Source organism: Mesorhizobium sp. ArgA1 (genome assembly GCF_053714375.1).
This window is the reverse complement of sequence record NZ_JBSKBQ010000001.1, coordinates 1,329,116-1,355,547: the sequence shown is the minus strand read 5'-3', so window position 1 is coordinate 1,355,547 and position 26,432 is coordinate 1,329,116. Positions and strand designations below refer to the sequence as shown.

General features: G+C 63.1%; 29 protein-coding genes and 1 tRNA gene. 14 read left to right on the top strand and 16 right to left on the bottom strand.

Annotation, left to right across the window (positions count from 1 at the left end; translation table 11 throughout):
• Positions 1-100 precede the first annotated feature (100 nt).
• The 3 genes from ACWGTI_RS06625 (at position 101) to ACWGTI_RS06615 (ending at position 2,564) form a co-directional block, all read left to right on the top strand.
• Positions 101-1,111 carry an NAD(P)H-quinone oxidoreductase gene (locus ACWGTI_RS06625; RefSeq protein ID WP_454586323.1) on the top strand — a complete coding sequence of 337 codons (1,011 nt, stop codon included), beginning with the start codon at positions 101-103 and terminating at the stop codon, positions 1,109-1,111.
• A gap of 295 nt (positions 1,112-1,406) precedes the next feature.
• Positions 1,407-1,547 carry a DUF1127 domain-containing protein gene (locus ACWGTI_RS06620; RefSeq protein WP_454573093.1) on the top strand — a complete coding sequence of 47 codons (141 nt, stop codon included), beginning with the start codon at positions 1,407-1,409 and terminating at the stop codon, positions 1,545-1,547.
• A 321-nt stretch (positions 1,548-1,868) separates the two neighbouring features.
• A complete protein-coding gene (locus ACWGTI_RS06615; protein ID WP_454573094.1) occupies positions 1,869-2,564 on the top strand; it encodes a DUF1013 domain-containing protein in 696 nt (231 codons plus the stop codon).
• Positions 2,565-2,620: 56 nt separating this feature from the next.
• Here ACWGTI_RS06615 and ACWGTI_RS06610 read toward each other — a convergent pair whose 3' ends face one another.
• From ACWGTI_RS06610 to ACWGTI_RS06600, 3 genes are all read right to left on the bottom strand, one after another.
• Complete coding sequence (locus ACWGTI_RS06610; RefSeq protein WP_454573499.1) at positions 2,621-3,340, bottom strand: helix-turn-helix transcriptional regulator; 720 nt, start codon at positions 3,338-3,340, stop codon at positions 2,621-2,623.
• A 126-nt stretch (positions 3,341-3,466) separates the two neighbouring features.
• Positions 3,467-3,877: a hypothetical protein gene (locus tag ACWGTI_RS06605; RefSeq protein ID WP_454586322.1), complete on the bottom strand. Its 411-nt coding sequence runs from the start codon at positions 3,875-3,877 to the stop codon at positions 3,467-3,469.
• Positions 3,878-4,060: 183 nt separating this feature from the next.
• Positions 4,061-4,231, bottom strand: coding sequence for a hypothetical protein (locus tag ACWGTI_RS06600; RefSeq protein WP_454573096.1), 171 nt, complete (start codon positions 4,229-4,231; stop codon positions 4,061-4,063).
• A gap of 184 nt (positions 4,232-4,415) precedes the next feature.
• On the opposite strand from ACWGTI_RS06600, the gene ACWGTI_RS06595 reads away from it, so the two are divergent.
• Positions 4,416-4,595 (top strand): hypothetical protein, encoded by a 180-nt coding sequence (locus ACWGTI_RS06595; protein WP_454586497.1) that lies wholly within the window; start codon positions 4,416-4,418, stop codon positions 4,593-4,595.
• Positions 4,596-4,701: 106 nt separating this feature from the next.
• On the opposite strand, the gene ACWGTI_RS06590 is transcribed toward ACWGTI_RS06595, so the two are convergent.
• The 7 genes from ACWGTI_RS06590 to tkt all read right to left on the bottom strand — a co-directional run bounded on the left by ACWGTI_RS06590 (position 4,702) and on the right by tkt (position 14,393).
• On the bottom strand, positions 4,702-5,415 hold the full coding sequence (locus ACWGTI_RS06590; RefSeq protein WP_454586321.1) for an SGNH/GDSL hydrolase family protein: 714 nt from the start codon (positions 5,413-5,415) through the stop codon (positions 4,702-4,704).
• A 79-nt stretch (positions 5,416-5,494) separates the two neighbouring features.
• Positions 5,495-6,199, bottom strand: coding sequence for a DUF899 domain-containing protein (locus tag ACWGTI_RS06585; protein WP_454586320.1), 705 nt, complete (start codon positions 6,197-6,199; stop codon positions 5,495-5,497).
• Between the two features lie 176 nt (positions 6,200-6,375).
• A complete protein-coding gene (locus tag ACWGTI_RS06580) occupies positions 6,376-7,401 on the bottom strand; it encodes a class I fructose-bisphosphate aldolase (protein ID WP_454586319.1) in 1,026 nt (341 codons plus the stop codon).
• Positions 7,402-7,624: 223 nt separating this feature from the next.
• Positions 7,625-8,827 (bottom strand): phosphoglycerate kinase, encoded by a 1,203-nt coding sequence (locus ACWGTI_RS06575; RefSeq protein WP_454586318.1) that lies wholly within the window; start codon positions 8,825-8,827, stop codon positions 7,625-7,627.
• A 156-nt stretch (positions 8,828-8,983) separates the two neighbouring features.
• A complete protein-coding gene (locus ACWGTI_RS06570; protein WP_454586317.1) occupies positions 8,984-10,873 on the bottom strand; it encodes a potassium/proton antiporter in 1,890 nt (629 codons plus the stop codon).
• A 361-nt stretch (positions 10,874-11,234) separates the two neighbouring features.
• Positions 11,235-12,245 (bottom strand): type I glyceraldehyde-3-phosphate dehydrogenase, encoded by a 1,011-nt coding sequence (gap, locus tag ACWGTI_RS06565; protein WP_454586316.1) that lies wholly within the window; start codon positions 12,243-12,245, stop codon positions 11,235-11,237.
• Positions 12,246-12,401: 156 nt separating this feature from the next.
• Positions 12,402-14,393 carry a transketolase gene (gene tkt / locus ACWGTI_RS06560; protein WP_454586315.1) on the bottom strand — a complete coding sequence of 664 codons (1,992 nt, stop codon included), beginning with the start codon at positions 14,391-14,393 and terminating at the stop codon, positions 12,402-12,404.
• Between the two features lie 259 nt (positions 14,394-14,652).
• Between tkt and ACWGTI_RS06555 the strand changes: the two genes are divergently transcribed.
• The 4 genes from ACWGTI_RS06555 (at position 14,653) to ACWGTI_RS06540 (ending at position 17,180) form a co-directional block, all read left to right on the top strand.
• Positions 14,653-14,925, top strand: a complete 273-nt coding sequence (locus tag ACWGTI_RS06555; protein ID WP_023670128.1) for a DUF4164 domain-containing protein — start codon at positions 14,653-14,655, stop codon at positions 14,923-14,925.
• Positions 14,926-14,937: 12 nt separating this feature from the next.
• Complete coding sequence (locus tag ACWGTI_RS06550; RefSeq protein WP_023670127.1) at positions 14,938-15,303, top strand: cell division protein ZapA; 366 nt, start codon at positions 14,938-14,940, stop codon at positions 15,301-15,303.
• A gap of 199 nt (positions 15,304-15,502) precedes the next feature.
• Positions 15,503-16,162: a peroxiredoxin gene (locus ACWGTI_RS06545; RefSeq protein ID WP_454586314.1), complete on the top strand. Its 660-nt coding sequence runs from the start codon at positions 15,503-15,505 to the stop codon at positions 16,160-16,162.
• Between the two features lie 145 nt (positions 16,163-16,307).
• The gene (locus ACWGTI_RS06540; RefSeq protein WP_454586313.1) at positions 16,308-17,180 is read left to right on the top strand and encodes an MBL fold metallo-hydrolase; all 873 of its coding nucleotides are present in this window, start codon (positions 16,308-16,310) and stop codon (positions 17,178-17,180) included.
• A gap of 263 nt (positions 17,181-17,443) precedes the next feature.
• Here ACWGTI_RS06540 and rpoH read toward each other — a convergent pair whose 3' ends face one another.
• Entirely contained in the window at positions 17,444-18,355 is a 912-nt protein-coding gene (rpoH, locus tag ACWGTI_RS06535; protein ID WP_142869964.1) for an RNA polymerase sigma factor RpoH, read from the bottom strand.
• Between the two features lie 188 nt (positions 18,356-18,543).
• On the bottom strand, positions 18,544-19,584 hold the full coding sequence (locus ACWGTI_RS06530) for an RluA family pseudouridine synthase (protein ID WP_454586312.1): 1,041 nt from the start codon (positions 19,582-19,584) through the stop codon (positions 18,544-18,546).
• Positions 19,585-19,609: 25 nt separating this feature from the next.
• Between ACWGTI_RS06530 and ACWGTI_RS06525 the strand changes: the two genes are divergently transcribed.
• From ACWGTI_RS06525 to ACWGTI_RS06515, 3 genes are all read left to right on the top strand, one after another.
• Positions 19,610-19,993: a fimbrial protein gene (locus ACWGTI_RS06525; RefSeq protein WP_454573109.1), complete on the top strand. Its 384-nt coding sequence runs from the start codon at positions 19,610-19,612 to the stop codon at positions 19,991-19,993.
• Positions 19,994-20,069: 76 nt separating this feature from the next.
• Positions 20,070-20,477: a VOC family protein gene (locus ACWGTI_RS06520; RefSeq protein ID WP_454586311.1), complete on the top strand. Its 408-nt coding sequence runs from the start codon at positions 20,070-20,072 to the stop codon at positions 20,475-20,477.
• 92 nt (positions 20,478-20,569) lie between these two features.
• Positions 20,570-20,644, top strand: a tRNA-Glu gene (locus ACWGTI_RS06515).
• A gap of 264 nt (positions 20,645-20,908) precedes the next feature.
• On the opposite strand, the gene ACWGTI_RS06510 is transcribed toward ACWGTI_RS06515, so the two are convergent.
• Both ACWGTI_RS06510 and ACWGTI_RS06505 read right to left on the bottom strand, forming a co-directional pair.
• The gene (locus ACWGTI_RS06510; protein WP_454586310.1) at positions 20,909-21,358 is read right to left on the bottom strand and encodes a thermonuclease family protein; all 450 of its coding nucleotides are present in this window, start codon (positions 21,356-21,358) and stop codon (positions 20,909-20,911) included.
• 376 nt (positions 21,359-21,734) lie between these two features.
• Positions 21,735-22,445, bottom strand: a complete 711-nt coding sequence (locus tag ACWGTI_RS06505) for a pentapeptide repeat-containing protein (RefSeq protein WP_454586309.1) — start codon at positions 22,443-22,445, stop codon at positions 21,735-21,737.
• 1,130 nt (positions 22,446-23,575) lie between these two features.
• Here ACWGTI_RS06505 and ACWGTI_RS06500 point away from each other — a divergent pair.
• From ACWGTI_RS06500 to ACWGTI_RS06490, 3 genes are all read left to right on the top strand, one after another.
• Entirely contained in the window at positions 23,576-24,157 is a 582-nt protein-coding gene (locus ACWGTI_RS06500; protein WP_454586308.1) for a VOC family protein, read from the top strand.
• A gap of 25 nt (positions 24,158-24,182) precedes the next feature.
• Positions 24,183-25,037: a glutathione S-transferase family protein gene (locus ACWGTI_RS06495; RefSeq protein WP_454586307.1), complete on the top strand. Its 855-nt coding sequence runs from the start codon at positions 24,183-24,185 to the stop codon at positions 25,035-25,037.
• A gap of 231 nt (positions 25,038-25,268) precedes the next feature.
• Entirely contained in the window at positions 25,269-25,637 is a 369-nt protein-coding gene (locus tag ACWGTI_RS06490) for a hypothetical protein (protein WP_454586306.1), read from the top strand.
• A 5-nt stretch (positions 25,638-25,642) separates the two neighbouring features.
• Here the strand turns inward: ACWGTI_RS06490 and ACWGTI_RS06485 are convergent, their stop codons facing one another.
• The gene (locus ACWGTI_RS06485; protein WP_454573117.1) at positions 25,643-25,858 is read right to left on the bottom strand and encodes a hypothetical protein; all 216 of its coding nucleotides are present in this window, start codon (positions 25,856-25,858) and stop codon (positions 25,643-25,645) included.
• 133 nt (positions 25,859-25,991) lie between these two features.
• Positions 25,992-26,339, bottom strand: coding sequence for a hypothetical protein (locus tag ACWGTI_RS06480; protein ID WP_454586305.1), 348 nt, complete (start codon positions 26,337-26,339; stop codon positions 25,992-25,994).
• Between the last annotated feature and the right edge of the window lie 93 nt (positions 26,340-26,432).

Genomic DNA, 26,432 nt, shown 5'->3' with positions numbered 1-26,432 from the left:
ATTTGAGCATTTGCCTGATCCGGCAATCAGCATACATAGGGCAGGGGTGCTGATGCAAACAGCCGGCGACAGACCGGGCTGATCGAGACGGGAAATTTTCATGGGAAGCGGACATAAAATTCCGGCGACGATGACGGCCATTGCAATCTCGCAACCCGGCGGGCCGCGGGTGCTGAAGCCGGAAACGCGCGATGTGCCGGTGCCCGGCCCCGGCGAAATCCTGATCCGGGTGCGCGCTGCCGGCGTCAACCGGCCCGACGTGCAGCAGCGCAAGGGCGCCTATCCGCCGCCGCCCGGCGCTTCCGACCTACCCGGCCTCGAGGCATCGGGCGAAGTGGCAGCGCTCGGCGACGAGATATCGCGCTGGCGCATCGGCGACCGGGTCTGCGCGCTGACACCGGGCGGCGGCTATGCCGAATATGTCAAGGTTCATGCCGGCAGCGTGCTGCCGCTGCCTGCCGGCTTCACCCATACTGAAGCGGCCGCGGTGCCGGAAAACTATTTCACCGTCTGGCACAATGTGTTCGAGCGCGGCGGCCTGAAGAAGGGCGAGACGCTGCTTGTCCATGGCGGCTCGTCGGGCATCGGCACCACGGCGATCCAACTGGCGTCGGCCTTTGGCGCCTATGTCGTGACCACCGCCGGCAGCAAGGAGAAGTGCGACGCCTGCCTGAAGCTTGGCGCCGACAAGGCGATCAACTACCGCGAGGAGGATTTTGTCACCGCGGTCAAGGACGCCACCGGCGGCGAGGGCGCCGACGTCATCCTCGACATGGTCGGCGGCGACTACGTCCAGCGCAACTACGAGGCGGCGGCGGTCGAGGGCCGAATCGTCCAGATCGCCGTCCAGGCCGGGGCGGTGGCGAGTGCCGATTTTTCCAAGATCATGGTCAAGCGGCTGACCCATACCGGCTCGACACTGCGGCCACGCACGGTCGAGTTCAAGGCAGCGATCGCCGCGGCGCTGGAAGCGCAGGTGTGGCCGCTGCTCGGCACCCGCAAGGTGTCACCGGTGATGGACATGATCTTCCCACTGGCCGATGCCTGGCGCGCGCATGAGCGCATGGAAGAGGGCGAGCATATAGGCAAGATCGTGCTCGACGTCGGCTAGGATGCGCCGATATTCATGTGAGGCCGGCCTGCGAATGGCCGATCCCTGCGCTTCCGGTGCTCACGTACTTTAAGTACGCTCCGCTCCGGTTATCGGGCTCAGCCATTCTCGACTCGGCCTGACCTGAATCTCGACACATCCTCCGCGCTCGCCCCTGCTGGCAGCTGAACAGAACCTTAATGGTGCAATGCAGCATTTGCATTGCGGCTATGCAAAGACGTCTGTTCAATTCGTGGGCAGCGCTGCCTATCTAAGCGTCATCGAAACGATTTGATCCAACAACTGGAGGACTACCATGAACCCGATCCGCGCTTTCCGTAACTGGCGTATGTACAACGAAACCGTGCGCGAGCTGAACAAGCTCAACGCCCGTCAGCTCAGCGACCTCGGCATCAACCGCGGCGACATCGAGCGGATTGCCCGCAAGGCCATCTAATCGAAGCATGGCCGGCCGTAAGGCCTGGCCGTGTGCTAGAAGCAAGAGCCGCAGCAGACGTTTTCCGTCGCCGGTTCCGAGCCCGCTGGACCCTGTCCGGCGGGTTTTGTCGTTTTAGGGCCTTTTACGTCTTGGCATCGACGATCGCCGAGGCCAAGGCCCCTGCTGGCCTCCACGCACTCTGGCGCCCAACGGCTGGCCCTGCGCCAAAAACATTGCGAAACGGCAGCGGAGCGGTTATACAGGCCGCGAATTTCCCATTTTGGTGGCTCTAAACCACCGCCCGCGCGGGAACGCGGGCGAACGAGAAGGATTTTTGAAATGGCCAATACGCTGCTGATGCCCAAGGCGACCGCCGTCTGGCTGGTCGACAACACCGCGCTCTCCTTCGAGCAGATCGCGCAGTTCTGCGGGCTGCATCCGCTCGAGGTCAAGGCGATTGCCGACGGCGAGTCGGCGCAAGGCATCAAGGGCATGGACCCGATCATGACCGGCCAGCTGACCCGCGACGAGATTGCGCGCGCCGAGAAGGATCCGAACCAGCGCCTGAAACTGTCCGACCCCAAGGTGCGGGTGCCGGAATCCAAGCGCAAGGGCCCGCGCTACACGCCGCTGTCGAAGCGTCAGGACCGGCCCAATGCCATACTGTGGCTGGTGCGTAACCATCCGGAATTGAAGGACGCGCAGATTTCGCGCCTGGTAGGCACGACCAAGTCGACGATCGAACAGATCCGTGAGCGCAAGCACTGGAACTCGGCCAATCTGCAGCCGATGGACCCGGTGACGCTGGGTCTCGCCTCGCAGATCGACCTCGACATGGAAGTCAACCGCGCCTCGCGCGGCCGCGAGCAGGCGCAGCCTGTCGGTGACACGCTGCTACCGGCGGCGCTGACCGAGCGCCTGGTGCCAGCGCCGGAGAAGCCGAAGGACGAGGATGCCGAGCTCGACGCCAACGCCGTGTTCGCCAAGCTCTCGGCGCTCAAGTCGAAGAAAGAAGATTCCGACGACGAGGAATAAGGTCTGCCGCAGACCGACAAAAAAGCCCGCTTCGAGCGGGCTTTTTTATTGCGATCTCAGCTTCTCGCCGCGCGGTCCGGCGTCATGCCGTAATCCTCCGAGCGTTCGACCGCGCGGTAGAAGTCGGCGAGCTGCTTGCCGCGTTCCGGCTTGAAGATGCGGCCGGCGATGACCACCGAGGCGATGCGGTCGATGCGGAAGGCGCGGAAATCGTCGCGCATCTCGCACCAGGCGACCAGCGTCCATACCTTGCCCCAGAACCACAGGCCGAGCGGACGGATGTCGCGACCGGTGCCGCGGCCGGCCTCGTCGCGATAGTCGATGGTCAGCACCTGGCGCTTCTCGACCGCGCGCTCGATCAGGTCGATAGCCTCGCGCGCTGCGTCGCTCACCACCCACATCGGCGTGTGGATCTCGGTGCGGGCAATGCGGTCTTTTTCGGCGTCGGGCAGCACGGCGCCGATCTTGACCAGCGCCTCGTCGGCGGCACGCGCCATGGCGGCACCACCAAAGGCGCGCACCATGCGCGCGCCGGCAACCAGCGCCACGATCTCGTCACGCGTGAACATCAGCGGCGGAAGGTCGAAACCCTCCCTCATCATGTAGCCAACCCCCGCCTCGCCGTCGATCGGCACCCCGGTCGACTGCAGGTCGGCAATGTCGCGGTAGATGGTTCGTTCGGAAACCTCGAGCCAGGTGCCGAGCTTCTGAGCGGTGACCAGCCGGCCACCGCGCAGATGCTGCACGATCTGGAAGAGCCTGTCGGCACGGCGCATCGTATGGTCCCTCGGCTGCGTTTCCATGAATGTCGTGGTCCCCAAACCGGTTCCGGGCGACATCCATTTCCTGTTTCATGCCTGCCCTTGCCCCAAAAACCGCTAAACACTTTTGGGCGGCAGGCATTATGGCTTCAATCCTTCGCGCTTGCGCTGCGCGGCGACGAATTCCGCGCCGAAGGACAGTTTCTTCGTCGTCGGCGCGTTGGTGTCGAGCACACGCCAGAATGGCGCAATTGCGCTCGGCTCCATGCCGCGCTCGAGATCCTCATTGGCGGCTTCCGCGACGGTGCGCAGATGATAGCCGATGGTGACCGGACATGTCACTTGCGCCCCGTGCTCGATGGCGAGCGCGGTGCGCAAGGCGCGGACGTCCATCTCGACGCCTTTGGGTATGGAGCGGATGAAATCATCGACCTGGCGGGCCGTCGGCACCAGCATCGGCTGGCCCTCGACGACATCGCCCATCGTGCGCGGCGTTGGCTTGACGCCATTGATGCCTGGCGTGTTCAACCTGTCGTTCCAGCTCTTCACCATTCATGTCTCCTGACACGCTTATGGCATGGTGCTCCTGACAGCATTCTGTCAGGAGCCTTCAGCATTGTCCGTGGCGAGCGCCGAAATGTTTTGCGCCGGCCCGCAGACATCGCTGCCCGCGCGTCATGTGATTGATCTGGGCGTGGCAGTGGCCAAATCCAAGCATTGCCATGAAAAATCGCCTCAGACCTCACGAATGCGGCCGCGGCCCTCATACATATCGGGCCAGCCAATGTCCTTGCGGATGTCCGCCGGCAAGGAGTTCAAGAAGCGCTGGGTGCGGACTTCGTTGCGCATCGTGCGGATCTTACCGACATAGTGCTGTACGTTGTTCAAAATACCAAAGCCGTTCATGACCAGTCTCCTCTTGCTGATGGAGACACTATCGCACACCCCTCCTGACAGCAGTCTGTCAGGAGGATGTCAGGTCGCTGAAGAAAGTCGCGCGATAATCTGCGGGCCGTTCGGAAGCGGGCTTTTGTCAGGAATGGCCGGACTGGGCGAGAGCGCTCACGAAGCGCTTTGACAGTCGGTCGCGATGCTGCTCAAAGGCGGCATGTCGAAGCTTCTCGCCCTTGTCTTCATCGGCATCATGCTCATCCAGATCATCAAGCCGCTCGGCTGGCCTGGCTTGAGGCGGCGCGGCGATTTCTGGAAACTGGCGCTGCTCGCCATGGCTGCCATCTCGCTGGCCGGCGTGCTGGGGCACTGGACATAGCATGGCGGCTGTCGCGCCCTTGCCGGAGCAGGCAAGCTTGCTTCAGGTCGGATCGACCGTTCCCATGGCGATCATGCGAATTGCGCTGAGCCGGTGCCCGCGCTGGTCAACCGGCGAGGATATGGCCGACCAGATGTTCGGCCCAGGCGCGGTAGCCGGCTTCCGAGGCATGAAAGCCGTCGGAGGCAAAACCCTGTTCGGGGTTGGTGATCGGCAGGCGCGGCGCCGGCACCGCGCCGCGCTCGAAGCAAAGGCGCTCGCCCATCCGGTTCATAGCGGTGGCGCGGATCTCCAGGATCTTGCCGAGCAGTGGCGGCATGGCCGGCGCACGGGTGAACTCCAGCACCGGCGACCAGACCACGCGGGCTTCCGGCCATTTGGCGCGCAGCGCGTAAAGCAGGCCGCCGAACTCTTTCTTGAAGCGCGGCACCGAGTGGAAATTCTTGGTGTCGTTGGTGCCGATGGCGAGCACGATATGCGTCCATGGATCGGCCGACAGATTGGGCAGCACATGGTCACGGATCTGGCCCGAGGTGGCCGAGTTGAAGCCGGCGGCGCGCCACCGCACAGCGCTGCCGGTGCGCTTTGCGATCATGACGGCAAGCTGCGCGGCCAGCCCGTCCTCGGAATTGCCGATGCCGACCGAGGCGGCCGAGGAATCGCCAAGCACCAGCAGCGAGATCGCCGGCGCCTTGCCCGATTTTTCGTGCATTACCGGCCCTTGCGCCGGCAGCATGCGGGTGGTGCGGCGGCGCACGCCGAGCCCCTGCCAGACATAGACGGGGTAGGCGAGCCAGGTGAGAGCAGTTGGGAACGGCATGCGATAGGCTTAGCGCATGTCCGCGTCGCCGTGAACGGCCTCAGTCGTCGCAGCAGTTCGGCTTGTCCGCCTGCCTGTCCTAATATTCGTCGTGCAGCCGCACCCAATCCATCAGGCTTTGATAAGGGCCGGTTTCGTCACGGCCCTTCGGTGTCATGTCGAGATAATCATAGGTGCCGATCTGCGCCTCGCCGCCGCGGGCGCGCGACGTGAAGGTGAGGAAGATGTCGCCATTCTGGTCCTTGTAGAAAACGCTGGTGCCGGGAAGATCCTTTGACGTGCGCGGACGCGTCTCGAAATTGTAGGTGGTGTCGCCGGCCGCGATCTGCTTGTCGGTGAACGAAACCTGCATGTCGAAGTTGAAATCCGAGGCGTAGGACGACACCCAGTCGAATTTCCAGCCCATGCGCTGCTTGTAGGGCAACAGCTCCGCCAGGGGCGCGCGCGCAACCACGACCAAAGATACGTCGTGATGCCTGAGATGCTGGTTGGCGCCGTCTATGTGGTCGGCAAGGAACGAACAACCTTCGCAGCGGTGATCGGACCCTGGCGTCATCATGAAGTGATAGACGATGAGCTGGCTGCGGTTGGCGAACAGCTCCGCCAGGTTCTTCGGCCCTTGCTCGGTCTCGAACACGTAATCCTTCCGGATCTTCAGCCAGGGCAGTTCACGCCGCTCGGCGGCGATGCGCTCGCGAAACCGCGTCAGTTCCTTCTCGCGCGCCAGATGCGTCTTGTGCGCCTGGAACCAGTCTTCGCGCGAAACCACCTTGTTGCTAGGCATGAACCTCTCCCTGTCTGTCATCCCAAGGACGTTCGGGATGGGCAGGACCCGACATCGCCGTCAGCTTTTGCCGAAGGGGAGATAAGGATGGACAGGCTCCATCCCAAGCCCGCACGCCGCAAACAAAAAACCCGGGCGCATCGGCCCGGGTTTGTATGACAACGGGAGGACTGCGCTTAGGCAGCCTGTTCGAGGCTCGCCTTCCATTTTCCAAGCGCCGCCAGATGGTTCATATGGGCGCGGTGGGTGAAGGCGGCCTGGCCTGCGACGACGTTCGATGCCTTGCCGCTCCAGGCCTTCTGTGGGGCGGCCTGTAGGGCTCGGCCGTAGGAGAAGGTCAGCTTCCACGGATGCGGGCCGATGGCATTGATGGCATTGAGGTTGGCGGTCGCTTCCTCGTCCGACTGTCCACCGGAGAGGAAGGCGATGCCCGGCACCGCCGCCGGCACCACTTCGCGGAACAGTTTGATCGTCTTCTCGGCGATTTCCTCGGGGCTGTTGGTCTTCCCGGATTTCTTGCCTGCAATGACCATGTTGGGCTTCAGGATCGAGCCTTCCAGCACCACGCCGGCCGCGTAGAGCTCGTCATACAGCTTCACCAGCGTCGCCTTGGAGACCGCGTAGCAGGTGTCGATGTCGTGGGCGCCGTCCATCAGCACTTCCGGTTCGACGATCGGCACGATGCCGGCTTCCTGGCAAAGCGCGGCATAGCGGGCGAGCGCATGGGTGTTGGAGGCGATCGAATTGGCCGAAGGCACGCCCTTGCCGGTATCGATGTCGATCACCGCGCGCCATTTGGCGAAGCGGGCGCCGAGCTTGTAGTAGTCGGCAAGCCGCTCGCGCAGGCCGTCGAGGCCCTCGGTAATGGTGTCGCCGGGAAAGCCGGCCAGCGGCTTGGCGCCGGCATCGACCTTGATGCCGGGAATGGCGCCCGCTGCCTTGATGATGTCGACCAGAGGGGTGCCGTCGGCGGCCTTCTGGCGGATCGTCTCGTCATAGAGAATGACGCCGGAAATGTACTTCGTCATCGCGTCCTTGGCGCGGAACATCATCTCGCGGTAGTCGCGGCGACTGTCGGCGGTCGATTCGACGCCGATGACGTCGAAGCGTTTCTTGATGGTGCCGGAGCTTTCATCGGCTGCCAGCAGGCCCTTGCCGCCGGCCACGATCGCGGCGGCAATGTCTTCGAGACGTTCGCTCATTCTTGCTTCTCCTGAGGGGTCTGTTCCGCACACAGAGCGGTTCACCGTTTCACGGAAACGGCGAGCCGCTCTATGTCTTTTGTTTTTACGCAATTCCGGACGGAAAACCCGCTCACACTTTTCCTGGAATTGCTCTAACGGAAGTCTACCGCCAAAGGAATGGCATCGGAAAGCTCGAATCGATTGAAACTTCCCGGCGCGTCATTTGGCGCCGGTGTTCCGGTCAGGCCTGCTTTTTCAGCACGTCGACGCCGGGCAGCGGCTTGCCTTCCATCCATTCCAGGAAAGCGCCGCCGGCGGTCGAGACATAGGTGAAGTCGTCGGCGACGCCGGCATGATTAAGTGCGGCCACCGTATCGCCGCCACCGGCGACCGAAACCAGCTTGCCGGCGGTGGTGCGGGCCGCCGCGTGCCTGGCCGCGGCCACGGTTGCATGGTCGAAAGGCTCGATCTCGAAGGCGCCGAGCGGGCCGTTCCAGACCAACGTCGCGGCGCGGTCGATCCACTCGCCGATGGCCTTCACGGTCTCTTCGCCGACATCGAGGATCATGCCGTCGGCCGGCACGTCCGAGATGGCGACGGTCTCGGAGGCGGCGCCAGCTTTGAACTCTTTTGCGACGACGCCGTCGACCGGCAGGATGATGGCGCAGCCGGCCTCGGCCGCCTCTATCATGATCTGCTTGGCGGTCGGGGCAAGGTCATGCTCGCACAGAGACTTTCCGACAGCGGTGCCGCGCGCGGCGAGGAAGGTGTTGGCCATGCCGCCGCCGATCACCAGCGCGTCGACCTTCTTCACCAGGTTCATCAGAAGGTCGATCTTGGTCGAGACCTTGGCGCCGCCGACAATGGCAACCACAGGACGGACCGGATTGCCGAGCCCCTTCTCCAGCGCCTCGAGCTCAGCCTGCATGGTGCGGCCGGCATAGGACGGCAACAGCCGCGCCAGGCCTTCGGTCGAGGAGTGGGCGCGGTGGGCGGCGGAAAAGGCGTCGTTGACGAAAATGTCGCCATTGGCGGCGAGCCTTTCGGTGAAGGCCGGATCGTTCTTTTCCTCGGTCTTGTAAAAGCGGGTGTTCTCCAGCAGCAGCACGTCGCCCTTGTTCATGGCGGCGACGGCGCTTCCGGCCGTATCGCCGACGCAATCCGAGGCAAAGCCGACGGGACGGCCAAGCACCTCGGCGGTGGCTTTCGCGATCGGCTCCAGCGAGAATTCCGGCGAGGGGCCATCCTTCGGCCGGCCGAAATGGGCGAGCAGGATGACCTTGGCGCCCTTGCCGGACAGCTCGGCGATGGTCGGCGCGATGCGCTCGATGCGGGTGGCGTCGGTGACCTTGCCGTCAGCGACCGGCACGTTGAGGTCGACCCGCACCAGCACGCGCTTGCCGCTGATATTGCCGATATCGTCGAGTGTCTTGAAGGCGGCCATGCTGGTTCCTTTCCGTGAAAATCGCCGGGACCATACCTCGCATCAATGACGATGCAAGGCTTGAGCCGCGGCGCGCGTTAAATTTTGAAGTCAGGGCGAAGGTAGCGGTGATGCTGGCGACGAACTTGCTTTGGTTGGCGGCCAGACGGATCGTGGTCAGCTCTCGGTCCCTGCCTTTTCCGCGGCAGGCTCCGAGGACGGCTTCTCCTCAGCCGGAGCCTCCGCGACATGCGTCCCCGTCGGCCTGCGCCAGTTGCGGATGAAGGCAACGACACGGTCGCCGATCTCGCCGGCACTGAGGAAGACCGGCACCCGTGCCACCGGGGCGGTCGGCTCGAAGGACAGGCCGAGGCCCGTAATCTTGCCCTTGTCGTCGACGTCGCGGACGATCAGCTCGATCGGGCCGATCAGCACACGGTCGGCATATTCGGCATGGCCGCCGAGACGCGCCGTGACCAAGGCGCCGACAGTCAGCCTGCGCTCGGCTTCGCTCAGGCCCGGCCCATAGGCGGCCTCCAGTTCCTCGGCCGAACGGGCAGGATCGACGGCGAAGGCGCCGAAGAAATCGGCATCCTCGGGGTCGACCACCGCACGGCTGGCGAACAGCTTGTCGAGCAGGCGCGGATAGCGGTCGGGGACGAAGATGTAGACCTGGTCGCCGGCGGCGAGCCGGCCCATGTCCTGGAAGCGCATCGAGCGGCCGTCGCGCAGCACCAGCGAGGGCCGTGCCCAGCGCGGGATGCGCTCGCCGCGCGCCACCGGGCTGCCGGGGGCGACACGGTAGGCGAGCAACTCGTGATGGGCCGAGCCCGGCAGTTCGAGCTCGACCTTGTCCAGCGGCCCGAGCCTCGCGGGCACGATCAGGCCGAGCCGGCGCGCCAGCGGCCCGACCGTCCAACCCTGCACCACCAGCGACACCAGCACGATGATGAAGGCGGTGTTGAAGATGACGCGGCCGTTCTCCAGTCCGCCGAGCAGCGGCGTGATCGCAAGCAGGATCGACACAGCGCCGCGCAGCCCGACCCAAGACACGAACGCGACCTCGGGGCGCGGCAGACGGAACGGGATCAGGCAGAGCCAGACGGCGACCGGCCGCGCGACAAACATCAGGAACAGGCCAAGCAGCACTGCCGGCACCAGGATCGCCGGGAATTGCGAGGGCGTCGCGAACAGCCCCAAGATCAGGAACATGATGATCTGCGCCAGCCACGACATGCCGTCCTGGAAGCGCTTCAGGATTGTGACGGCGCGGATGTCGGAGTTGCCGGCAATCAGACCAGCGAGATAGACCGCCAGAAAACCCGACCCGCCGATGGCGCCGGCGGCGGCGAACACCATCAAGGACAAGGTCAGCACGAAGATCGGCAGCAGGCCGTGGTCGAGATTGAGCCGGTCGACGAGGCGCACTATGCCGAGGCCGCCAAGCACGCCGACAATGGCGCCGAGGCCCATATTGAGCAGGAAGCCGAGGATCAGGTCGGTGACCAGCATATGGGTCTCGGGATTGGCGTGGGCGGCGATGATCTCGACCAGCGTGATGGTCAGGAAGATGGCGATCGGGTCGTTGGTGCCGGATTCGACTTCGAGTGTCGCCCGCACGCGCTCGCGCAGATTGATCTCGCCGGCGCGCAGCAGGAAGAACACCGCGGCCGCGTCGGTCGAGGCGACGGCAGCACCAAGCAGAAAGGATTCCAGCCAGCTGAGATCGAGCAGATAGTAGGCGGCGGCGCCGAACAGGCCGGTGGTCAGAAGCACGCCGAAAGTCGCCAATGACAGCGCCGGCCCGGCCGCCTGGCGCAGCGCGTTGAGGGGTGTGCCGAAACCGGAATCGAACAGGATGACCGCCAGCGCCAATGAGCCGGCAAAATAAGCCAGGCGCGCATTGTCGAATTCGATGCCGAGACCGTCGGCGCCGGCGGCGAGGCCGATGCAGAGGAACAGGAGGAGCAGCGGAGCGCCGAAGCGGAAGGCGATCAGGCTCGAGAACGCTGCGGCGACAACAAGCGCTGTGCCGACCAGCGTGACGAGATAGATCGCATGCTCCATCCGTGATTTGCCCCCTCGAATTCCTCTTCTTCCGATTTACGGGAGAGTGGGGCGAAGGCATGGCCAGCGCAAGGCGGGAGCGTGGTTTTTTGGCCGAGGCTTGCAACTTCGTCATCCCGGGGCGTAGCAGGTGCGAAGCTCCGTCGTGGAGACCCCGGGATCCATTGGTCGTCGAGTGCATCGGAGGAGAATTCCAGATCGAAGCAACGCTCTGGAGGTCGCGGCATGCATCCTCGGGTCTGCGCTGCGTCGCTACGCTCCTTGCTCCGCCCGTGGAGGACAAAAGGATGAGCGCTGCAAACGAAAACGCCCGGACAAAGCCGGGCGTTTGAAGCTATGAGACTAAATCTAGAGCCTGCAATCAGGCGATGGTCTTGCCGAAGGCGACCGCGGTGTCGCCCATGCGGTTCGAGAAGCCCCACTCATTGTCGTACCAGGACAGCACCGAAACGAAGTTGCCGTCCATGACCTTGGTCTGGTCGAGCGCCATGATCGAGGAGCGCGGATCGTGGTTGAAGTCGATCGAGACGTTCGGGTGATGGGTGACGCCGAGAATGCCCTTGAGCTTGCCGTTGGAGGCGGCGATCACCGCTTCGTTGATCTCCTGCACGGTCGTGGCGCGCTTGGCGATGAACTTGAAGTCGACGACCGAGACATTCGGCGTCGGCACGCGGATCGAGATGCCGTCGAGCTTGCCCTTGAGATCGGGCAGGACGAGGCCGATCGCCTTGGCGGCGCCGGTCGAGGTCGGGATCTGCGAGAGTGCTGCGGCGCGGGCGCGGTAGAGATCCTTGTGCATGGTGTCCAGCGTCGGCTGGTCGCCCGTGTAAGAGTGGATCGTCGTCATCATGCCCTTTTCGATGCCGACGGTCTCGTGCAGCACGGCAGCCAGCGGCGCAAGGCAGTTGGTGGTGCAGGACGCATTCGAGATGACGATGTGGTCCTTGTTCAGCTTGTCGTGGTTGATGCCGTAGACGACGGTGAGGTCGGCGCCTTCGGCAGGCGCCGAGACCAGCACGCGCTTGGCGCCGGCGGTCAGGTGCGCGGCGGCCTTGTCGCGGGCGGTGAAGATGCCGGTGCATTCGAGCGCGATGTCGACGCCCAGTTCCTTCCACGGCAGCTGCGCCGGGTCCTTGATCGCGGTGACCTTGAAAGTCTCCTTGCCGACCGTGATCTGGTCGCCGGACACCGAGACTTCGTGCGGGAAGCGGCCGTGCACGCTGTCATAGCGCAGCAGATGCGCGTTGGTCTCGACCGGGCCGAGATCGTTGACGGCGACGACGTCGATATCCTTGCGGCCGGATTCGTGGATGGCGCGCAGGATGTTGCGGCCGATGCGGCCAAATCCGTTGATGGCAACTCTGACGGTCATTTTACTCTCCCTGGGAGCTGAAGGCGGCAGATGGGTCCGCAGCTTCATAGCGGCGGACGGCACAAGAATCCAGCCGCAGAAGGCCGAATTTAAATCGATTAGGTTGGTCCAGTCCCGCAAAATAGCCTTAAGCGGTTCGCGGGGCCGACTTTGGTATTACTTGCTGTGCAGGCGGGCTTCCGCTGCCTTGGCCGCGGCTTCGGCGGTGATGCCGAAATGCGGGTAAAGCTGTTCGATGGTGCCGGAGGCGCCGAAGCCGTGCATGCCGATGAAGATGCCGTCGGAGCCGATCAGGTGATCCCAGCCCTGGCGGATGCCGGCTTCGATCGCCATCTTGATCGGCGCGCTGCCGATGGTCTTCTTGCGATAGGCGTCGCTCTGCTGGTCGAACAGCTCGAAGCAAGGCACCGACACGACGCGGGTCGGGTGGCCGTGCTTTTCAAGCAGGTCACGGGCGGCGAGCGCGATCTCGACCTCGGAGCCGGTGGCGAAGATCGTCACCGCCGCCTCGCCGCTGGCCGCGGCCAGTTCATAGGCGCCCTGGCTGCTCAGGTTCTTGGCCGAGAATTCGGTGCGCACCGTCGGCAGGTTCTGGCGGGTCAGAGCCAGCGTCGACGGCGTCTTTTCCGTCTCAATGGCGATCTGCCAGCATTCCGCGGTTTCCACCGCGTCGGCCGGACGGAAGACATTGTGGTTTGGGATGGCGCGCAGGGCCGCCAGATGCTCGACCGGCTGGTGGGTCGGGCCGTCTTCGCCCAGACCAATGGAATCATGGGTCATGACGAAGATCGAGCGGATGCCCATCAGCGAAGCCAGGCGCATCGACGGGCGGGCATAGTCGGAGAAGCACATGAAGGTGCCGCCATAGGCGATCAGGCCGCCATGCAGCGTCAGGCCGTTGAGCGCGGCGGCCATGCCATGCTCGCGGATGCCGTAATGGACATAACGCTGGCCGTAATCGTCGGGCGTGATGTTCTTGGTCTGGCTGGTCTTGGTGTTGTTGGAGCCGGTCAGGTCGGCCGAGCCGCCGATGGTCTCGGGCACGGCGCCGTTGATGATTTCCAGCGCCATTTCCGAGGACTTGCGGGTGGCGACCTTCGGCTTGTCGGCCGACAGCTTCTTCTTGTAGTCGGCGATGACGGCATCGAAGTTGGAGGGCAGCTTGCCGGCGAGGCGGCGCTCGAACTCTGCCTTGAGCTTGGCGTCGGCCTTGGCCAGGCGCCCTTCCCAGTCGGTGCGCGGCTTGGCGCCGGCCTTGCCCGCGGTGCGCCAGGCGTCGAGGATGTCGGCCGGAATCTCGAAAGGCGGCGAGTCCCAGTTGAAGAACTTGCGCGCGCCGGCGATCTCGTCGGCGCCGAGCGGAGAGCCGTGCGCCTTGTTGGTGCCGGCCTTGGTCGGTGCGCCGAAGCCGATGGTCGTCTTGCAGGCGATCATAGTCGGCTTGTCGGAATGACGGGCGGCCTCGATGGCATAGGCGATGGCTTCGGGATCGGTGCCGTCAATGTGGCTGGCATTCCAGCCGGAGGCCTGGAAGCGGGCGACCTGGTCGGTGTTGTCGGCGAGCGAGACCGGCCCGTCGATCGAGATGTTGTTGTTGTCCCAGAAGACGATCAGCTTGTTCAGTTTGAGGTGGCCAGCCAGCGCGATGGCTTCCTGCGACACGCCTTCCATCAGGCAGCCGTCGCCGGCCAGTACATAGGTGTAGTGGTCGACGAGGTCGTTGCCGAAGGCGGCGTTCATGATGCGCTCGCCGAGCGCGAAGCCGACTGAATTGGCGAGACCCTGGCCGAGCGGGCCGGTCGTCGTCTCGATGCCGGTGGCATGGCCGTATTCTGGATGGCCCGCGGTCTTGGAACCGAGCTGGCGGAAATGCTTGATCTGGTCGATCGTCATGTCCTCGTAGCCGGTCAGATGCAGCAGCGAATAGAGCAGCATCGAGCCGTGGCCGGCCGACAGGATGAAACGGTCGCGGTCCGGCCAATGGGGGTTCTTCGGATCGTATTTCAGGAACTTCGTGAACAGCACGGTGGCGATGTCGGCGCAGCCCATGGGCAGGCCGGGGTGGCCGGACTGGGCCTTTTCGACAGCGTCCATGGCGAGAAAACGGATCGCATTGGCCATCCGGTCATGTTGTTCACGCGACGTCATGGTACCTCCGGGGTGGGGATTTGCGGGCTTGGCAGAGCCCTGGAAAGGGTGCGCGACACATAGCAGGCGCGGGCTTTTAGTCAACAAATCGGCTGCACATTTGCCGGTCTTGTGATGGCGGGGGGAGGCCTGCATTAGCGTTAGCGGGGGACAGTCGCGAGAGCTTTGTTGACGTTGCCTTCACCCGGTGCCTAATGTTTCCGGGATAACGCGTTCTGAACGCGAGCGATTCGGTGATGGGCAGGGCAGGACGAAGGCCATGACCGGGGAAACCACACTCAAGGAAGTCATCCACAGGCTGGGCAAGGCCATCGAGGGCTTGGAAAATGCCGTCGCGGCCAAGCTTGAGCATGAGCGCGACTACTCCGAAGCCGAGGCCGAAGTGCAGCGGATGAACGCCGACCGTTCCCGGCTGGCGCAGGAACTCGACAATTCCGAAGCCCGCGCCGAACGGCTGGAAGATGCCAACAAGGAAGTGTCGCGCCGCCTGGTGACCGCCATGGAAACCATCCGCGCGGTGCTGGACAGATAGGAGCTGCAGGCCATGGCACAGGTCACGGTTTCCATCGACGGCAAGCAGTACCGCATGGCCTGCGACGAAGGCCAGGAAGAGCATCTGATCGATCTGGCCGAACGCTTCGATCGTTATGTCTCGCATCTGAAGGATTCATTCGGCGAGATCGGCGACCAGCGGCTGACGGTGATGGCCGGCATCATGGTGATGGACGAGCTTTCCGAGCTGCAGAAGCGCGTCAAGGGCATGGAGACCGAGGTGCAGACGCTGCGCAAGACGCGCGACGAAGCGTTGACCAAGGCAGACAAGAACGACACGGTGTTGACCAGCGCGCTCGGCGCGCTCGCCCAGCGCATGGAAGACCTGGCCACGTCGCTCGCGGTCAACAAGGCCTGAGCGCAGCCTTTTCCAATAGAAACGAAAGATTTGTCGGGGCCGATGCCGGGTCCGTAGAACGAAAGTGCCCGTTCCGTCGCCGGCAAGAGTTTCCTATTGTCTCGCAGCCGCGATTTATGCGTTAAGATGCGGCAATGCCGGAGCGTGGCTGCCGCCTTGGTGCCGCTCCTCACGAAATCTGTTGCAGGGGAAATGTGCTATGAGCCTTCGTATCAACGACATCGCGCCGGACTTCACCGCCGAGACGACGCAAGGGACGATCAATTTCCATGACTGGGTCGGCGACGGCTGGGCGATCCTTTTCAGCCATCCGAAGAATTTTACCCCGGTCTGCACGACCGAGCTTGGCACGATGGCCGGGCTCGAGGGCGAGTTCAAGAAGCGCAACGTCAAGGTCATCGGCATTTCCGTCGATCCCGTTGCGAGCCACGACAAGTGGCAGGCCGACATCAAGACGGCGACCGGCCAGACGGTGAACTACCCGCTGATCGGCGACAAGGACCTCAAGGTGGCCAAGCTCTATGACATGCTGCCGGCGGGCGCCGGCGAGACGTCGGAAGGCCGCACGCCGGCCGACAACGCCACGGTGCGCTCGGTCTATGTCATCGGGCCGGACAAGAAGATCAAGCTGGTGCTGACCTATCCGATGACCACCGGCCGCAACTTCGACGAGATCCTGCGCGCCGTCGATTCCATGCAGCTCACCGCCAAACACCAGGTGGCGACGCCGGCGAACTGGAAGCAGGGCGAGGACGTGATCATCACCGCCGCCGTCTCCAACGAGGATGCGATCAAGCGCTTCGGCGCTTTTGACACGATCCTGCCCTATCTCAGGAAGACCAAGCAGCCGTCCGCCTAGGTTTTCTCGGCCCGGGTCGTTTCGATTTTTTCCTGTTTCCGGGCAAGGCGTGCTTGACGGGTGCGCCTTGCCAGATGACCATGCTGGTTGTTCACTCCGGCAGAAAAAATCATTCCTGCCGGAGCCAGGGGCAGGGGGTCGGAAATTGGACGCAGCTTTGGCCAAGCCGCTGGTCAGCGGCTTTTACGACAAGCCGACCGGAGCCATACAGTATGTCGTCGCCGATCCGGCGACGAAGCGCTGCGCCATCATCGACCCGATCCTCGATTTCGACGAGAGGTCCGGCGCGACGGCGACGAAAAGCGCCGATGCCTTGCTGGACTTCATCCAGGCAAACGGACTGGAACTCGAGTGGATCCTCGATACCCATCCGCATGCCGATCATTTCTCGGCGGCACATCATCTTCATGAGAAGACCGGCGTGCCGACGGCGATCGGCGACAGGGTGGTCGAGGTCCAGAACCTGTGGAAGGCGATCTACAACTGGCCGGATTTTCCCGCCGACGGCTCGCAGTGGGACCGGCTGTTTGGCGAAGGCGATACCTTTCGGATCGGCAGCCTTCCGGTCACGGTGCTGTTTTCGCCCGGCCACACGCTGGCTTCGATCACCTATGTCATAGGTGATGCCGCCTTCATCCACGATACGCTGTTCATACCCGATAGCGGCACGGCAAGGGCAGATTTTCCCGGCGGTAGTGCTGCGCGGCTGTGGCGCTCGATCCAGGGCATCCTGGCATTACCGGACGACACGCGCGTCTTCGTTGGCCACGATTACCAGGAGGGTGGCCGCGAGCCGCGTTGGGAGAGTACGGTGGCGGAGCAGAGGGCGAAGAATATCCACCTGGTTGCGGCGCGTACCGAGGCCGAGTTCGTCGCCTTGCGCGAAGCGCGCGACCGGACCCTGCCGATGCCGCGGCTCATCCTGCATGCGCTGCAGGTCAACATGAATGGCGGGCGGCTGCCCGAGCCGGAAGCCAATGGCAGGCGCTACCTGAAGTTTCCGCTGGATGGGTTTTGAGATTAGTTTAGTTCCCTTCTCCCCGTCACTATACGGGAGAAGGTGGCGGCAGCCGGATGAGGGGCAGCGCCAGTGTTCGCGACAATCGCGCCCGGCTGTGATGCTCTGAAAATCTCGCAGCGCCAGCGCCGCCCCTCATTGTCCTGCCGGACATTTCTCCCCGTGGAGTGACGGGGAGAAAGGGGCTCTGTCGCCGGCTTCGCCAAACAAAAAGCGGCGCCAGTTTCCCGACGCCGCCTGTTGTTTCGTAACCGAACCTGGCCTTATGCCGCGGGCTGCGCCTCGATCGTGCGCAGGGCCTGCATCTGGCGCTTGGCGGCGGCCTTGACGGCGTCCTGCACCTTCTCGAAGGCGCGCACCTCGATCTGGCGCACGCGCTCGCGGCTGATGTCGAACTCGGCCGACAGCTCTTCCAGGGTCAGCGGCTCTTCGGCGAGGCGACGAGCCTCGAAGATGCGCCGCTCGCGATCGTTGAGCACGGCAAGCGCGCCCGACAGCATGCCGCGCCGGTTTTCCAGCTCGTCCTGCTCGATCAGCATATCTTCCTGGCTTTCGTGGTCGTCGACCAGCCAGTCCTGCCATTCGCCGGATTCACCTTCGCTGGCGCGGATCGGCGCGTTGAGCGAAGCGTCGCCCGACAGGCGGCGGTTCATCGACACGACTTCGGCTTCGGAGACGTTCAACCGGGTGGCGATCTCGGTGATCTGATCGGGCTTCAAATCGCCATCGTCGAGCGCCTGGATCTTGCCCTTCACCTTGCGCAGGTTGAAGAACAGGCGCTTCTGGTTGGCGGTCGTGCCCATCTTGACCAGGCTCCACGAGCGCAGGATGTATTCCTGGATCGAGGCCTTGATCCACCACATGGCGTAGGTCGCGAGGCGGAAGCCACGCTCGGGTTCGAATTTCTTGACGGCCTGCATCAGGCCGACATTGCCTTCCGAGATCACTTCGCCGATCGGCAGGCCGTAGCCGCGATAGCCCATGGCGATCTTGGCGACGAGCCGAAGGTGGCTGGTGACGAGCTTGTGTGCGGCGGACGTGTCTTCATGCTCGGCGTAACGCTTGGCGAGCATGTACTCTTCCTGCGGCTGAAGCATGGGAAAGCGACGGATTTCTTCCAGGTAGCGGCTGAGGCCGCCTTCGCCGGAAACGATACTGGGTAGTGACTGGGCCATGATAGCGCCCCCTCTCTATTGGAGTGATGCCCCCGAAACGCGGCGGGCATGTGACGCGAGCACCAAAAGGCTCGCCCGCGACAGGTGTTTTATACAGGAACAAAACCAGAAAAGACAGGCATTTGTTCAACACGAAACAGTGTGTCACGCCAAAGTGAACAATGCCGCTCAGGTTTTAGATGACCGGTTCAGACCTTGCGAAAGCCGCCGACGAGTTCCTCCATGTCCCCCGGTATCGGCGCCTCGAACCTCATCGATAGATGGGTAGCCGGGTGACGAAATGCAAGGAGCCAGGCATGCAAAGCCTGGCGAGAAAAGGCCTTGACCTGGCTTTTCAGCGGTTCGGGCAGCCGGTTGGCCTTGGTGCGGAAGGCCTGGCCGTAATCGGGGTCGCCGATGACGGGATGGCCGATATGGGCCATGTGGACGCGGATCTGGTGGGTGCGGCCGGTCTCGAGCCGGCATTCGACCAGGCTGGCGGTGGCGAACTCCTGCTGGTCCTCGCCGAAACGCTCCTTGACGGTGAAATGGGTGACGGCGTGGCGGGCGTCGTCGCGGCCTTCCGGCACCACGGCGCGGCGCACGCGGTCGGCGGCGCGGCCGAGCGGCGCGTCTACCGTTCCCGTCGGCCGCGGCGGGATGTCCCAGACCAGCGCCAGATAGGCGCGTTCGAGATCGCCGGTGCGGCCGTGGTCAGCAAAGGCTTCCGACAGCGCCTTATGGGCGCGGTCGGTCTTGGCTACCACCATGACGCCGCTGGTCTCCTTGTCGAGGCGGTGGACGATGCCCGGGCGCCGGACGCCGCCAATGCCGGAAAGACTGTCGCCGCAATGGTGGATCAGGGCGTTGACCAGCGTGCCGGTCCAGTTGCCGGCGCCTGGATGGACGACGAGGCCGGCCGGCTTGTTGATGACGATCAGCTCATCGTCTTCATAGAGCACGTTGAGCGCGATGTTCTCGCCTTGCGGCTCCGCCGGCTCCGGCTCGGGCATGACGACCGATACGCGCTCGCCGGCTGCCATCTTGCGTTTGGTCTCATCGACAGGCTTGCCGTCGATCGTGACAGCGCCCTGCCGGATCAGCATCTGCACCCGGCTGCGCGACATATCGGGGCCAAGGGCGGTCGCCAGCCACTGGTCGAGGCGCTGGCCGGCCGCTTCCGCGCCGGCTTCGAGCACGGTTGGCTCCGCCTCTATGAATTGTCTGGTCTCTTCGTTATGAGCGCTCATCGAAACCGTTCCGGAATGTTCTGCCATGGCCCGGCCCGCCGACGACGAAGATCAGGAAAAGCCGCTCGACCCCGAGATCGAAAAGGTGCGCGGCAGGCTCATCCGCTTCATGGCCATCAACCTCGGCCTGCTATTGCTGGCCCTTATGGTGGTGATCGCGGCCATTGTCTACAAATCGCGCAAAGCGCCGCCCACGAACCCGCCGCTCGCCAACGACATTCCAGTACCGCCCGGCGAGCCGCTCGCGGCCGACATCGTGCTGCCGGTGGGAGCCAAGGTGATCAGCCAGGCGCTGTCGGGCAATCGCATCTCGATCGACGCCGAACTCAGCGACGGCAGCCGCGCCATTTTCATCTACGACATCGCCGAACGCCGCATCATCGGCCGCTTCGCCATCCGCAACAAATGAGGCGGCTGACGCAGCAAAAACGTTTGCCGTGCGGACAAACAAGTTTGCCGCGCGGACAAACAAGTTTGCCGCTGATATGACCGGGTTTGCTGAAAGCCGCCGCATTGCCACCGTCACCCTCGTCGTCGCCGACTATGACGAGGCGATTGCCTGGTATGTCGGCAAGCTTGGCTTTGCGCTCTGCGACGACATCAATCTCGGTGACGGCAAGCGCTGGGTGACGGTAACGCCGACGGCCGGGCAAGCTCCGCGGCTGCTTCTGGCGGAAGCGTCGGACGATTTGCAGAAAAGCCGCATCGGCGACCAGACCGGCGGCCGGGTGGCTTTCTTCCTCGAAACCGATGATTTTGCCAAAGACCATGCGGCGATGCTCGAAAACGGCGTCGACTTTCGCGAGACGCCGCGCCATGAGCCCTATGGCACGGTGGCGGTTTTCGCCGATCTCTATGGCAATCTCTGGGACCTGATCGAGCCGAAACACTAGGTCTGCAAACCGACATTCCACAGAAGCGGTCCGGCTGCTCGAAGCCCAGTTGCTTTTTCCAAACCGTCAGCCTATATCGCCGGTTCTTGAACGCGCCCATCGTCTAGCGGTCAGGACACCGCCCTCTCACGGCGGGAACAGGGGTTCGATTCCCCTTGGGCGTACCAAGGATTTCAATCATCTAGCTGCGGCTCAGCCAAAACCGTCAAATAACGGTCGAATATGAGTCCCGTGGGCCGCATTTTGGCGCTGCCGGCTGACATCATAAAGGTCTGGCCCTACCGGCTTCCGAGCTCCGGCGTCACCGCGTGATGCGTGAATTGCAGATTTCCGGGCGGCGCGGCCGGCGTCGAGTTCATCCCCGAGAATGGCTGTGGTGCCCGTGTGAGACTCCGAAGACATGAGTGAACGCACGGCGGCGATAGCAGCTCTCAGCGTCCACCCCGTCTATATTCGCCGGGATCGATAAAGGTCCCTGCCCACAAGTTACGTTTGGCAACGCGGGCTTCGCGCTCTTCGGCAAGGTATCGCGGCGCTTGTTTGTCAGTGACCGCCAATCCGTGTTTCACCAGGTCTCGCCCGAGATCGATGCTCCCCGCGAAGCAGACACCGACATCGTCGTCATTGCGGTCCTTGCCTTCGATGGTGCAAGATACATCCCCTATAGCAATGAGATTGCGAATGTGGTCGCGCGCATACCTGCCGCAGGGCCAGATCTTGTCAGCGGCATCGAAACACGTCTGCGAAAGTTCGGGGGCATCGATACCGAGCAGCTGAACTCGGTTCTTGTCATGCCATAGCGTGTCGCCGTCATGAGCAAACCAATGCTCTCCTGCGGACACGGGGCTACAGGTGAGCACGAAGGCAAGAGCAAGGGTCAATCTACACATGGCCGATCAATGTGATTATTGCGCCTTCTCGTCGTATTTGAAAGTGGACCGTTTCGACAGTGTGGTGCAGAAGCTCCACCCAGTACGTGGTCCCCCGCCCCCACCATCCTGCACCGCCGACGCGCCTCCCGCGCATTGGCGCTTCGCTGTGGCGGTGCTCGCCTATGCGCGCGCCCGCCCGACGCTCTCGCGCCATTCTTCCCGCTTGCGCGGCCATTCGGAATAGGGCGCGGACAGCGTGTGGTGTATCAGGCCGATGCGCTTGTCATCGCGGCCGGCGGCTCGGCAATTCGGGCAATAGAAGAACGGCTGGAGTGGGACGGGAGAACAAAAGAGTCCGCCACCGTCAATGGACTCGGCGCCGAGCCTATGGCTCGCTACAGGGCCAATCTTCAGGCCTCGTCAAGCCAGAAGGCAACTCGGTCCGGGCGTCTCCGCAAGCCATGTTGAGCTGCCACTGGGACAGACCCGCCGAATTGGAAAGATCGAGGCCCTCGATACGGGTCAGAAAGAAAAAAGCTCGGTCAAAGTCTATCGGCGCGGTGAACGTCGCTCCTCGGAAGTCCGCCCGCGCGAGATTGGCAAACGAAAAGCGGCTGCCGCTGATATCGGCGTCATGGAACTGCGCTCGCCCCAATTCCGCCTTTGTGAAATCAACATTGGTCAGATTGGCGTCCTGGAAATTCGAGCGCTGCACTTCTGCGCCCGTAAACACAGCGCCCTGCGCGTCCATATGGCTGAAGTCGGTCCTGTAGGCCTCGATTTTGTCGAACCGGGCGCCTTTGGCGGTCGAGTCGGCCAGGGAAGCACGCACAAGCGTTGCCTTCTCAAAATTTGCCGCAAGGAGATTGCTGTTCCTGAGGTCGGTCGAAGTGAAATCAACACCGATCAGGTTCGCCCCGCTCAAGTCCTGTCCCTTTAGGATGAGAAGCTTTTTGTCACAGTCCTGCCAATTGACGCCAGGCGTCGCGGCTGCGTCGCAATTTTGAGCGGCAGCAGCGTTCTGCCAAGCAAATACAATGCAAACCGCCAGAACCAAGCTGGACGCGCCGTAAGCTCTGGTTCGTCTCAAAGTCATTGTTGCTGGACCTCTGCTACTTGCCGACAATCAACCTTACCACATCTGCTGACACTCGAAAGCGACGGCGTTTTGCCCGCTAGTCCCCACCGCCAAATGAAAAGCCCGCCACCATGAGGCAGCGGGCCATTGTCCATCAAAAGTTACGCGGCGTAGCCGGCGATAACTTCCTCCCGGCTCATCGTGTGGTCCTGCGCAGCGTCATAGCGGCGTAGCAGATCGGTCAGAGAAATTGAGCCTGCTGGCACATAGCTACCGCGACCCGTCGGTATGAGCCCCGCCGTAAATGGTCGCCCGAAGCGCGGGTCGAACGCGGACGCCATGGCACTGGGAACAGATAAAAGACAAAGGCGGGCAATGGCGAAGAGGTGCCGCCAAGGCATACGCCCTCTCACGGCGGGAACAGGGTTCGATTCCCCTTGGACGTACCAAGCAACGGCTCCGCCGTTTCTTCCCTCGACAATTTTCAGGCAAGCCGTCGTGCGGATCGCGTTTGATCGCGAGGGTCGGCGGCATCAGCGAAACCCGGCCAGTCCGTGCACCCGGATACACCCAATTTAAGTCAGGTCTCGAGGCTTGAAAGCGCAGGAATCTCTGTTACTTGCGGTGCGGGGATAGCATCTGCGGCAACGCGGATTTGGGTCGGGTAGAGTGGTAATGACCTCGGTGAAAATGACATGCCCGCATTGCCACGGCAGCGGGAAGATTTTCGATTGCTCCAGATGGTACGCGTCAAAAGGGTATTGCTGCCCGCAAGGGACGCATCGGGCCGGCTGCCCGGGGCAGACCATGGCATGCGCTGAATGCGGGGGCCTGGGCACATTGGCGGAAGCCGAGTTCAGAGCTGTCGCCTAGGGAATATCCAGCAGCCTTGAAGGCTTGGCTCTTTTCATCTTCACTACCATGCGCTGGTCGACATCGTCGCTTCTGGCGCGTCGCTGCCAATTGCACTAGCATCATTGTTCGAGGCCCTTGCCAAAGGGCTCGTTGCGGCGCGCAGAACGCCGGGGAACAGATTGGGAAAAGCCGCCAGGCATGCACATCCGCCGCACGCATGGCGTTCGGCGATAGCGCTACGTGGCAGGATCTAACCTCGCCCCGGAAGGCGAGGGCCGGCGAGGAGGAGACCGATGCAGAAACTGCAATCGCAGGGCGTCCATCACATCACGCTGGTCGGCGCCGGGCGCCAGACCTCCATCGATTTCTGGGAGGGCGTGCTTGGCATGCCGTTCATCTTCGAGCAGCCCAATCTCGACAAGCCCAAGGAAAGCCACCTCTATTTCGATCCGGGCGACGGAAGGCTGATCACCATCTTCACCGACGAGAGCCGCACGGCGGTGGCGCGGCGCACGCCGACCGAGCCGGGCTGCGTCCACCACATCGCCTTTGCCGTGTCGCGCGTCACCTTCGTGCAGGCGGTCGCCCGGCTGGACGAGCGCGCCATCAAGCACAGCGGCGTCAAGGATCGCGGCTTCATGGATTCGATCTATTTCGAGGATCCGCTCGGCCTTTTGATCGAGTTGGCGTCCTACCGCTTCGAACCGCCGACCGGCTTCACCCATGCCGACGTGTTGATGCAGGCGCACAAGCTGCGCGTCGCGCGCGGCGACTACAACATCGCCGAAGTGCATCTTGCCGATGCGATCCAGACGCTGGTCGAATGGTCACGCGCGACCTTGTCGGACGACCGGATGCCGAAGAATCCATACTGACGGCCAACAAAAGGGGAGAACCACAATGGCAAAGACAGCGAAGAGCGCTGGGAAATCAGCAGCCAAGGCAACGACGAAAGCCGCCGCCAAGCCTGCGGCGAAGCCGGCTGCAAAAGCAGCGACCAAGGCGGTAGCCAAAAAGGCCGCGCCAAAGGCCGCCAAGGCCAAGGCGGCGAAAAAACCGGCGCTGAAGATCAGCATGCTGAAGCCGAGCGTCAACAACATGACGGTCCGTGTGTTTGCGCGCGCGGCCGGGTTCGACGCCGCCGAGACCGATGCTTGGGGTCATACGCGCTCGCCCGAATATATGGCGCGCAATCCGGCGCATCTGACGCCGATGATCGAGGACAAGGGGCTGCCCAGAGGGGTGCTGTGGGAAAGCTGCGCCATCATGCAGTATCTCGCCAACAAGCACGGGCTGGAGAAATTCTATCCCAAGGCGCCGGCCAAGCGGGCGATGGTCGACAGCGCCATGTTCTATCTCATCGGCACGCTCTACCCCTATGTGGCGCGCGCAACCTATCCGGCGCTCGGCTTCCCGCAATATGCCGGCGAGGTCGGCCACAGCGACGCGCATCCGGAGAAGAAATCCGAGGCGCAGAAGGCTGCCATGGCCGCGATTGCCGAGCCGCTGGAGGTATTTCACTCCTTCTTCCGGGACGGCAAGCCGTTCATCGGCGGCAAGCACCCGTCGATCGCCGACATCCGCCTGGCATCGACGCTCGAATTCCTGGCCGTCATCGACTACCCGCTGCCCAAATGGGCGAAGGAGTATGTCGCGGCGATCGAGAAGAAACTCGGCAAGGCCTATGCCGAGCCGGCAGGCGATGTCAGAGGCTATATCGCCTATGTGAAATCACAGGCCAGCGCGCAAAGCTAAGGATTCGTTAACCAAAGCCCTGTCTATTGAGGGCAATCCACCCCGCGACCACGGATGTACTGGCGCCAAAGTGGAAGGAAAGGTCGGCGCAATGCCGGCCTTTTGCTTTTCGCCGATGCGCCACAAGACGCGTCCCCGCGCTCCGCCATAAAGTCTGACATCAGGCATATTGCCATTGCCGGCGTCGACCCTACCATCATGCTTGGCGGCCGGGGTACGAGGAGCTTTGCCATGAAAGGCGTGGCGGCATTGTTTGCGATTGCCGGTGTTGTGTTGGCTGGAGGCTACCCGTCCAATGCCGCGTCGCTCGACACCATGACGGAGGTCGGCAATGCGATCCAGGCGTGCTGGACGCCACCGACCGATGCCGGAAATGCCAGCGTTACCTTGAGCTTTAGCTTCAAGCGCGACGGCACGTCGATCGGTCCGTCGCGCCCGACGGCGATCAAGGTCGATGGCGACGCCAATGCCAAGAAGGCGTTTGTCGACGCCGCAACCACGGCTCTGCAGAAATGTCTGCCGCTGAGCTTCTCGCCCAAGCTTGTCCAAGGCGTCGCGGGCAATGTCTTCACCATGCAGTTCGCCTCGCCCAAGCAATAGGTCACTCAGTTGTGCCGGCGCCTTATGTCGACATGCCGCTGCAGGTCCGGTGTCTCGAAAACGTAGTCGGCCCAGGCGGATTCGGGAATCTGGCCCGCAAGGTAGCATTCCAGCAGCAGGCTGTGCTCGGGGTCGAGGGGTCTCGGCGCCCATTGATGGTCCAGCCCCAGCGAGTGGAACAGGTTCCTGGTCAGGCCAGAGACAGTGAAGTGAATAGACATCTTCGGTCTCCTTTTGTCCGACACAACGCGAGACAGCGGAGAAAGGTTTCAACCGCAAGGGCAGATAAGGCGGGACTGATCATGGCGCCGCCCCGGCCATTGTCGATGCCCGGCTTGGTCGACATGCGTCAGGCTATTCGCAGACCATCTTGTAGCGTTTGCCGGGTTGGCTGACATTCTTGCAGGTGAGCAGGTTGGCCGGTTCGGAAGCCATGCTGGGCGGGCTGGACCTGACATGCCGTCTCGGCGCAACAATTGTCGTCTTTCGGCGTGCCGCCGGCCGGTACAGCTCTTGCGGCGGCGTCGGAAACACGCCTGCTGCCGCCTGCAACTTGCTGGCCTCGGTCTGCGATGGATCGGGATCCCAGACCCGCCTGATATCCAGCGGCTTCGGGATCACAACCGTGCCGTCATAGCTGCGCGCGCAGCCGCTCGCAAGCAGCGCCAAGCACAGGAAACAAGGCACGATCCAACCAGTCATCTACAACACCCCCTGCCGACTTATAGCCCGGCCGGGGTTGCGCCGACAACCGGCGGAATACCGCAGGGCAATGTGGATCTGGTCCGTAGTCTG

Bases quoted from the DNA above. Each gene is read 5' to 3' on its own strand.
- ACWGTI_RS06625 (WP_454586323.1), top strand. From the start codon at position 101: ATGGGAAGCGGACATAAAATTCCGGCGACGATGACGGCCATTGCAATC.
- ACWGTI_RS06620 (WP_454573093.1), top strand. From the start codon at position 1,407: ATGAACCCGATCCGCGCTTTCCGTAACTGGCGTATGTACAACGAAACC.
- ACWGTI_RS06615 (WP_454573094.1), top strand. From the start codon at position 1,869: ATGGCCAATACGCTGCTGATGCCCAAGGCGACCGCCGTCTGGCTGGTC.
- ACWGTI_RS06610 (WP_454573499.1), bottom strand. From the start codon at position 3,340: ATGCGCCGTGCCGACAGGCTCTTCCAGATCGTGCAGCATCTGCGCGGT.
- ACWGTI_RS06605 (WP_454586322.1), bottom strand. From the start codon at position 3,877: ATGGTGAAGAGCTGGAACGACAGGTTGAACACGCCAGGCATCAATGGC.
- ACWGTI_RS06600 (WP_454573096.1), bottom strand. From the start codon at position 4,231: ATGAACGGCTTTGGTATTTTGAACAACGTACAGCACTATGTCGGTAAG.
- ACWGTI_RS06595 (WP_454586497.1), top strand. From the start codon at position 4,416: ATGCTGCTCAAAGGCGGCATGTCGAAGCTTCTCGCCCTTGTCTTCATC.
- ACWGTI_RS06590 (WP_454586321.1), bottom strand. From the start codon at position 5,415: ATGCCGTTCCCAACTGCTCTCACCTGGCTCGCCTACCCCGTCTATGTC.
- ACWGTI_RS06585 (WP_454586320.1), bottom strand. From the start codon at position 6,199: ATGCCTAGCAACAAGGTGGTTTCGCGCGAAGACTGGTTCCAGGCGCAC.
- ACWGTI_RS06580 (WP_454586319.1), bottom strand. From the start codon at position 7,401: ATGAGCGAACGTCTCGAAGACATTGCCGCCGCGATCGTGGCCGGCGGC.
- ACWGTI_RS06575 (WP_454586318.1), bottom strand. From the start codon at position 8,827: ATGGCCGCCTTCAAGACACTCGACGATATCGGCAATATCAGCGGCAAG.
- ACWGTI_RS06570 (WP_454586317.1), bottom strand. From the start codon at position 10,873: ATGGAGCATGCGATCTATCTCGTCACGCTGGTCGGCACAGCGCTTGTT.
- gap (WP_454586316.1), bottom strand. From the start codon at position 12,245: ATGACCGTCAGAGTTGCCATCAACGGATTTGGCCGCATCGGCCGCAAC.
- tkt (WP_454586315.1), bottom strand. From the start codon at position 14,393: ATGACGTCGCGTGAACAACATGACCGGATGGCCAATGCGATCCGTTTT.
- ACWGTI_RS06555 (WP_023670128.1), top strand. From the start codon at position 14,653: ATGACCGGGGAAACCACACTCAAGGAAGTCATCCACAGGCTGGGCAAG.
- ACWGTI_RS06550 (WP_023670127.1), top strand. From the start codon at position 14,938: ATGGCACAGGTCACGGTTTCCATCGACGGCAAGCAGTACCGCATGGCC.
- ACWGTI_RS06545 (WP_454586314.1), top strand. From the start codon at position 15,503: ATGAGCCTTCGTATCAACGACATCGCGCCGGACTTCACCGCCGAGACG.
- rpoH (WP_142869964.1), bottom strand. From the start codon at position 18,355: ATGGCCCAGTCACTACCCAGTATCGTTTCCGGCGAAGGCGGCCTCAGC.
- ACWGTI_RS06530 (WP_454586312.1), bottom strand. From the start codon at position 19,584: ATGAGCGCTCATAACGAAGAGACCAGACAATTCATAGAGGCGGAGCCA.
- ACWGTI_RS06525 (WP_454573109.1), top strand. From the start codon at position 19,610: ATGGCCCGGCCCGCCGACGACGAAGATCAGGAAAAGCCGCTCGACCCC.
- ACWGTI_RS06520 (WP_454586311.1), top strand. From the start codon at position 20,070: ATGACCGGGTTTGCTGAAAGCCGCCGCATTGCCACCGTCACCCTCGTC.
- ACWGTI_RS06505 (WP_454586309.1), bottom strand. From the start codon at position 22,445: ATGACTTTGAGACGAACCAGAGCTTACGGCGCGTCCAGCTTGGTTCTG.
- ACWGTI_RS06500 (WP_454586308.1), top strand. From the start codon at position 23,576: ATGCAGAAACTGCAATCGCAGGGCGTCCATCACATCACGCTGGTCGGC.
- ACWGTI_RS06495 (WP_454586307.1), top strand. From the start codon at position 24,183: ATGGCAAAGACAGCGAAGAGCGCTGGGAAATCAGCAGCCAAGGCAACG.
- ACWGTI_RS06490 (WP_454586306.1), top strand. From the start codon at position 25,269: ATGAAAGGCGTGGCGGCATTGTTTGCGATTGCCGGTGTTGTGTTGGCT.
- ACWGTI_RS06485 (WP_454573117.1), bottom strand. From the start codon at position 25,858: ATGTCTATTCACTTCACTGTCTCTGGCCTGACCAGGAACCTGTTCCAC.
- ACWGTI_RS06480 (WP_454586305.1), bottom strand. From the start codon at position 26,339: ATGACTGGTTGGATCGTGCCTTGTTTCCTGTGCTTGGCGCTGCTTGCG.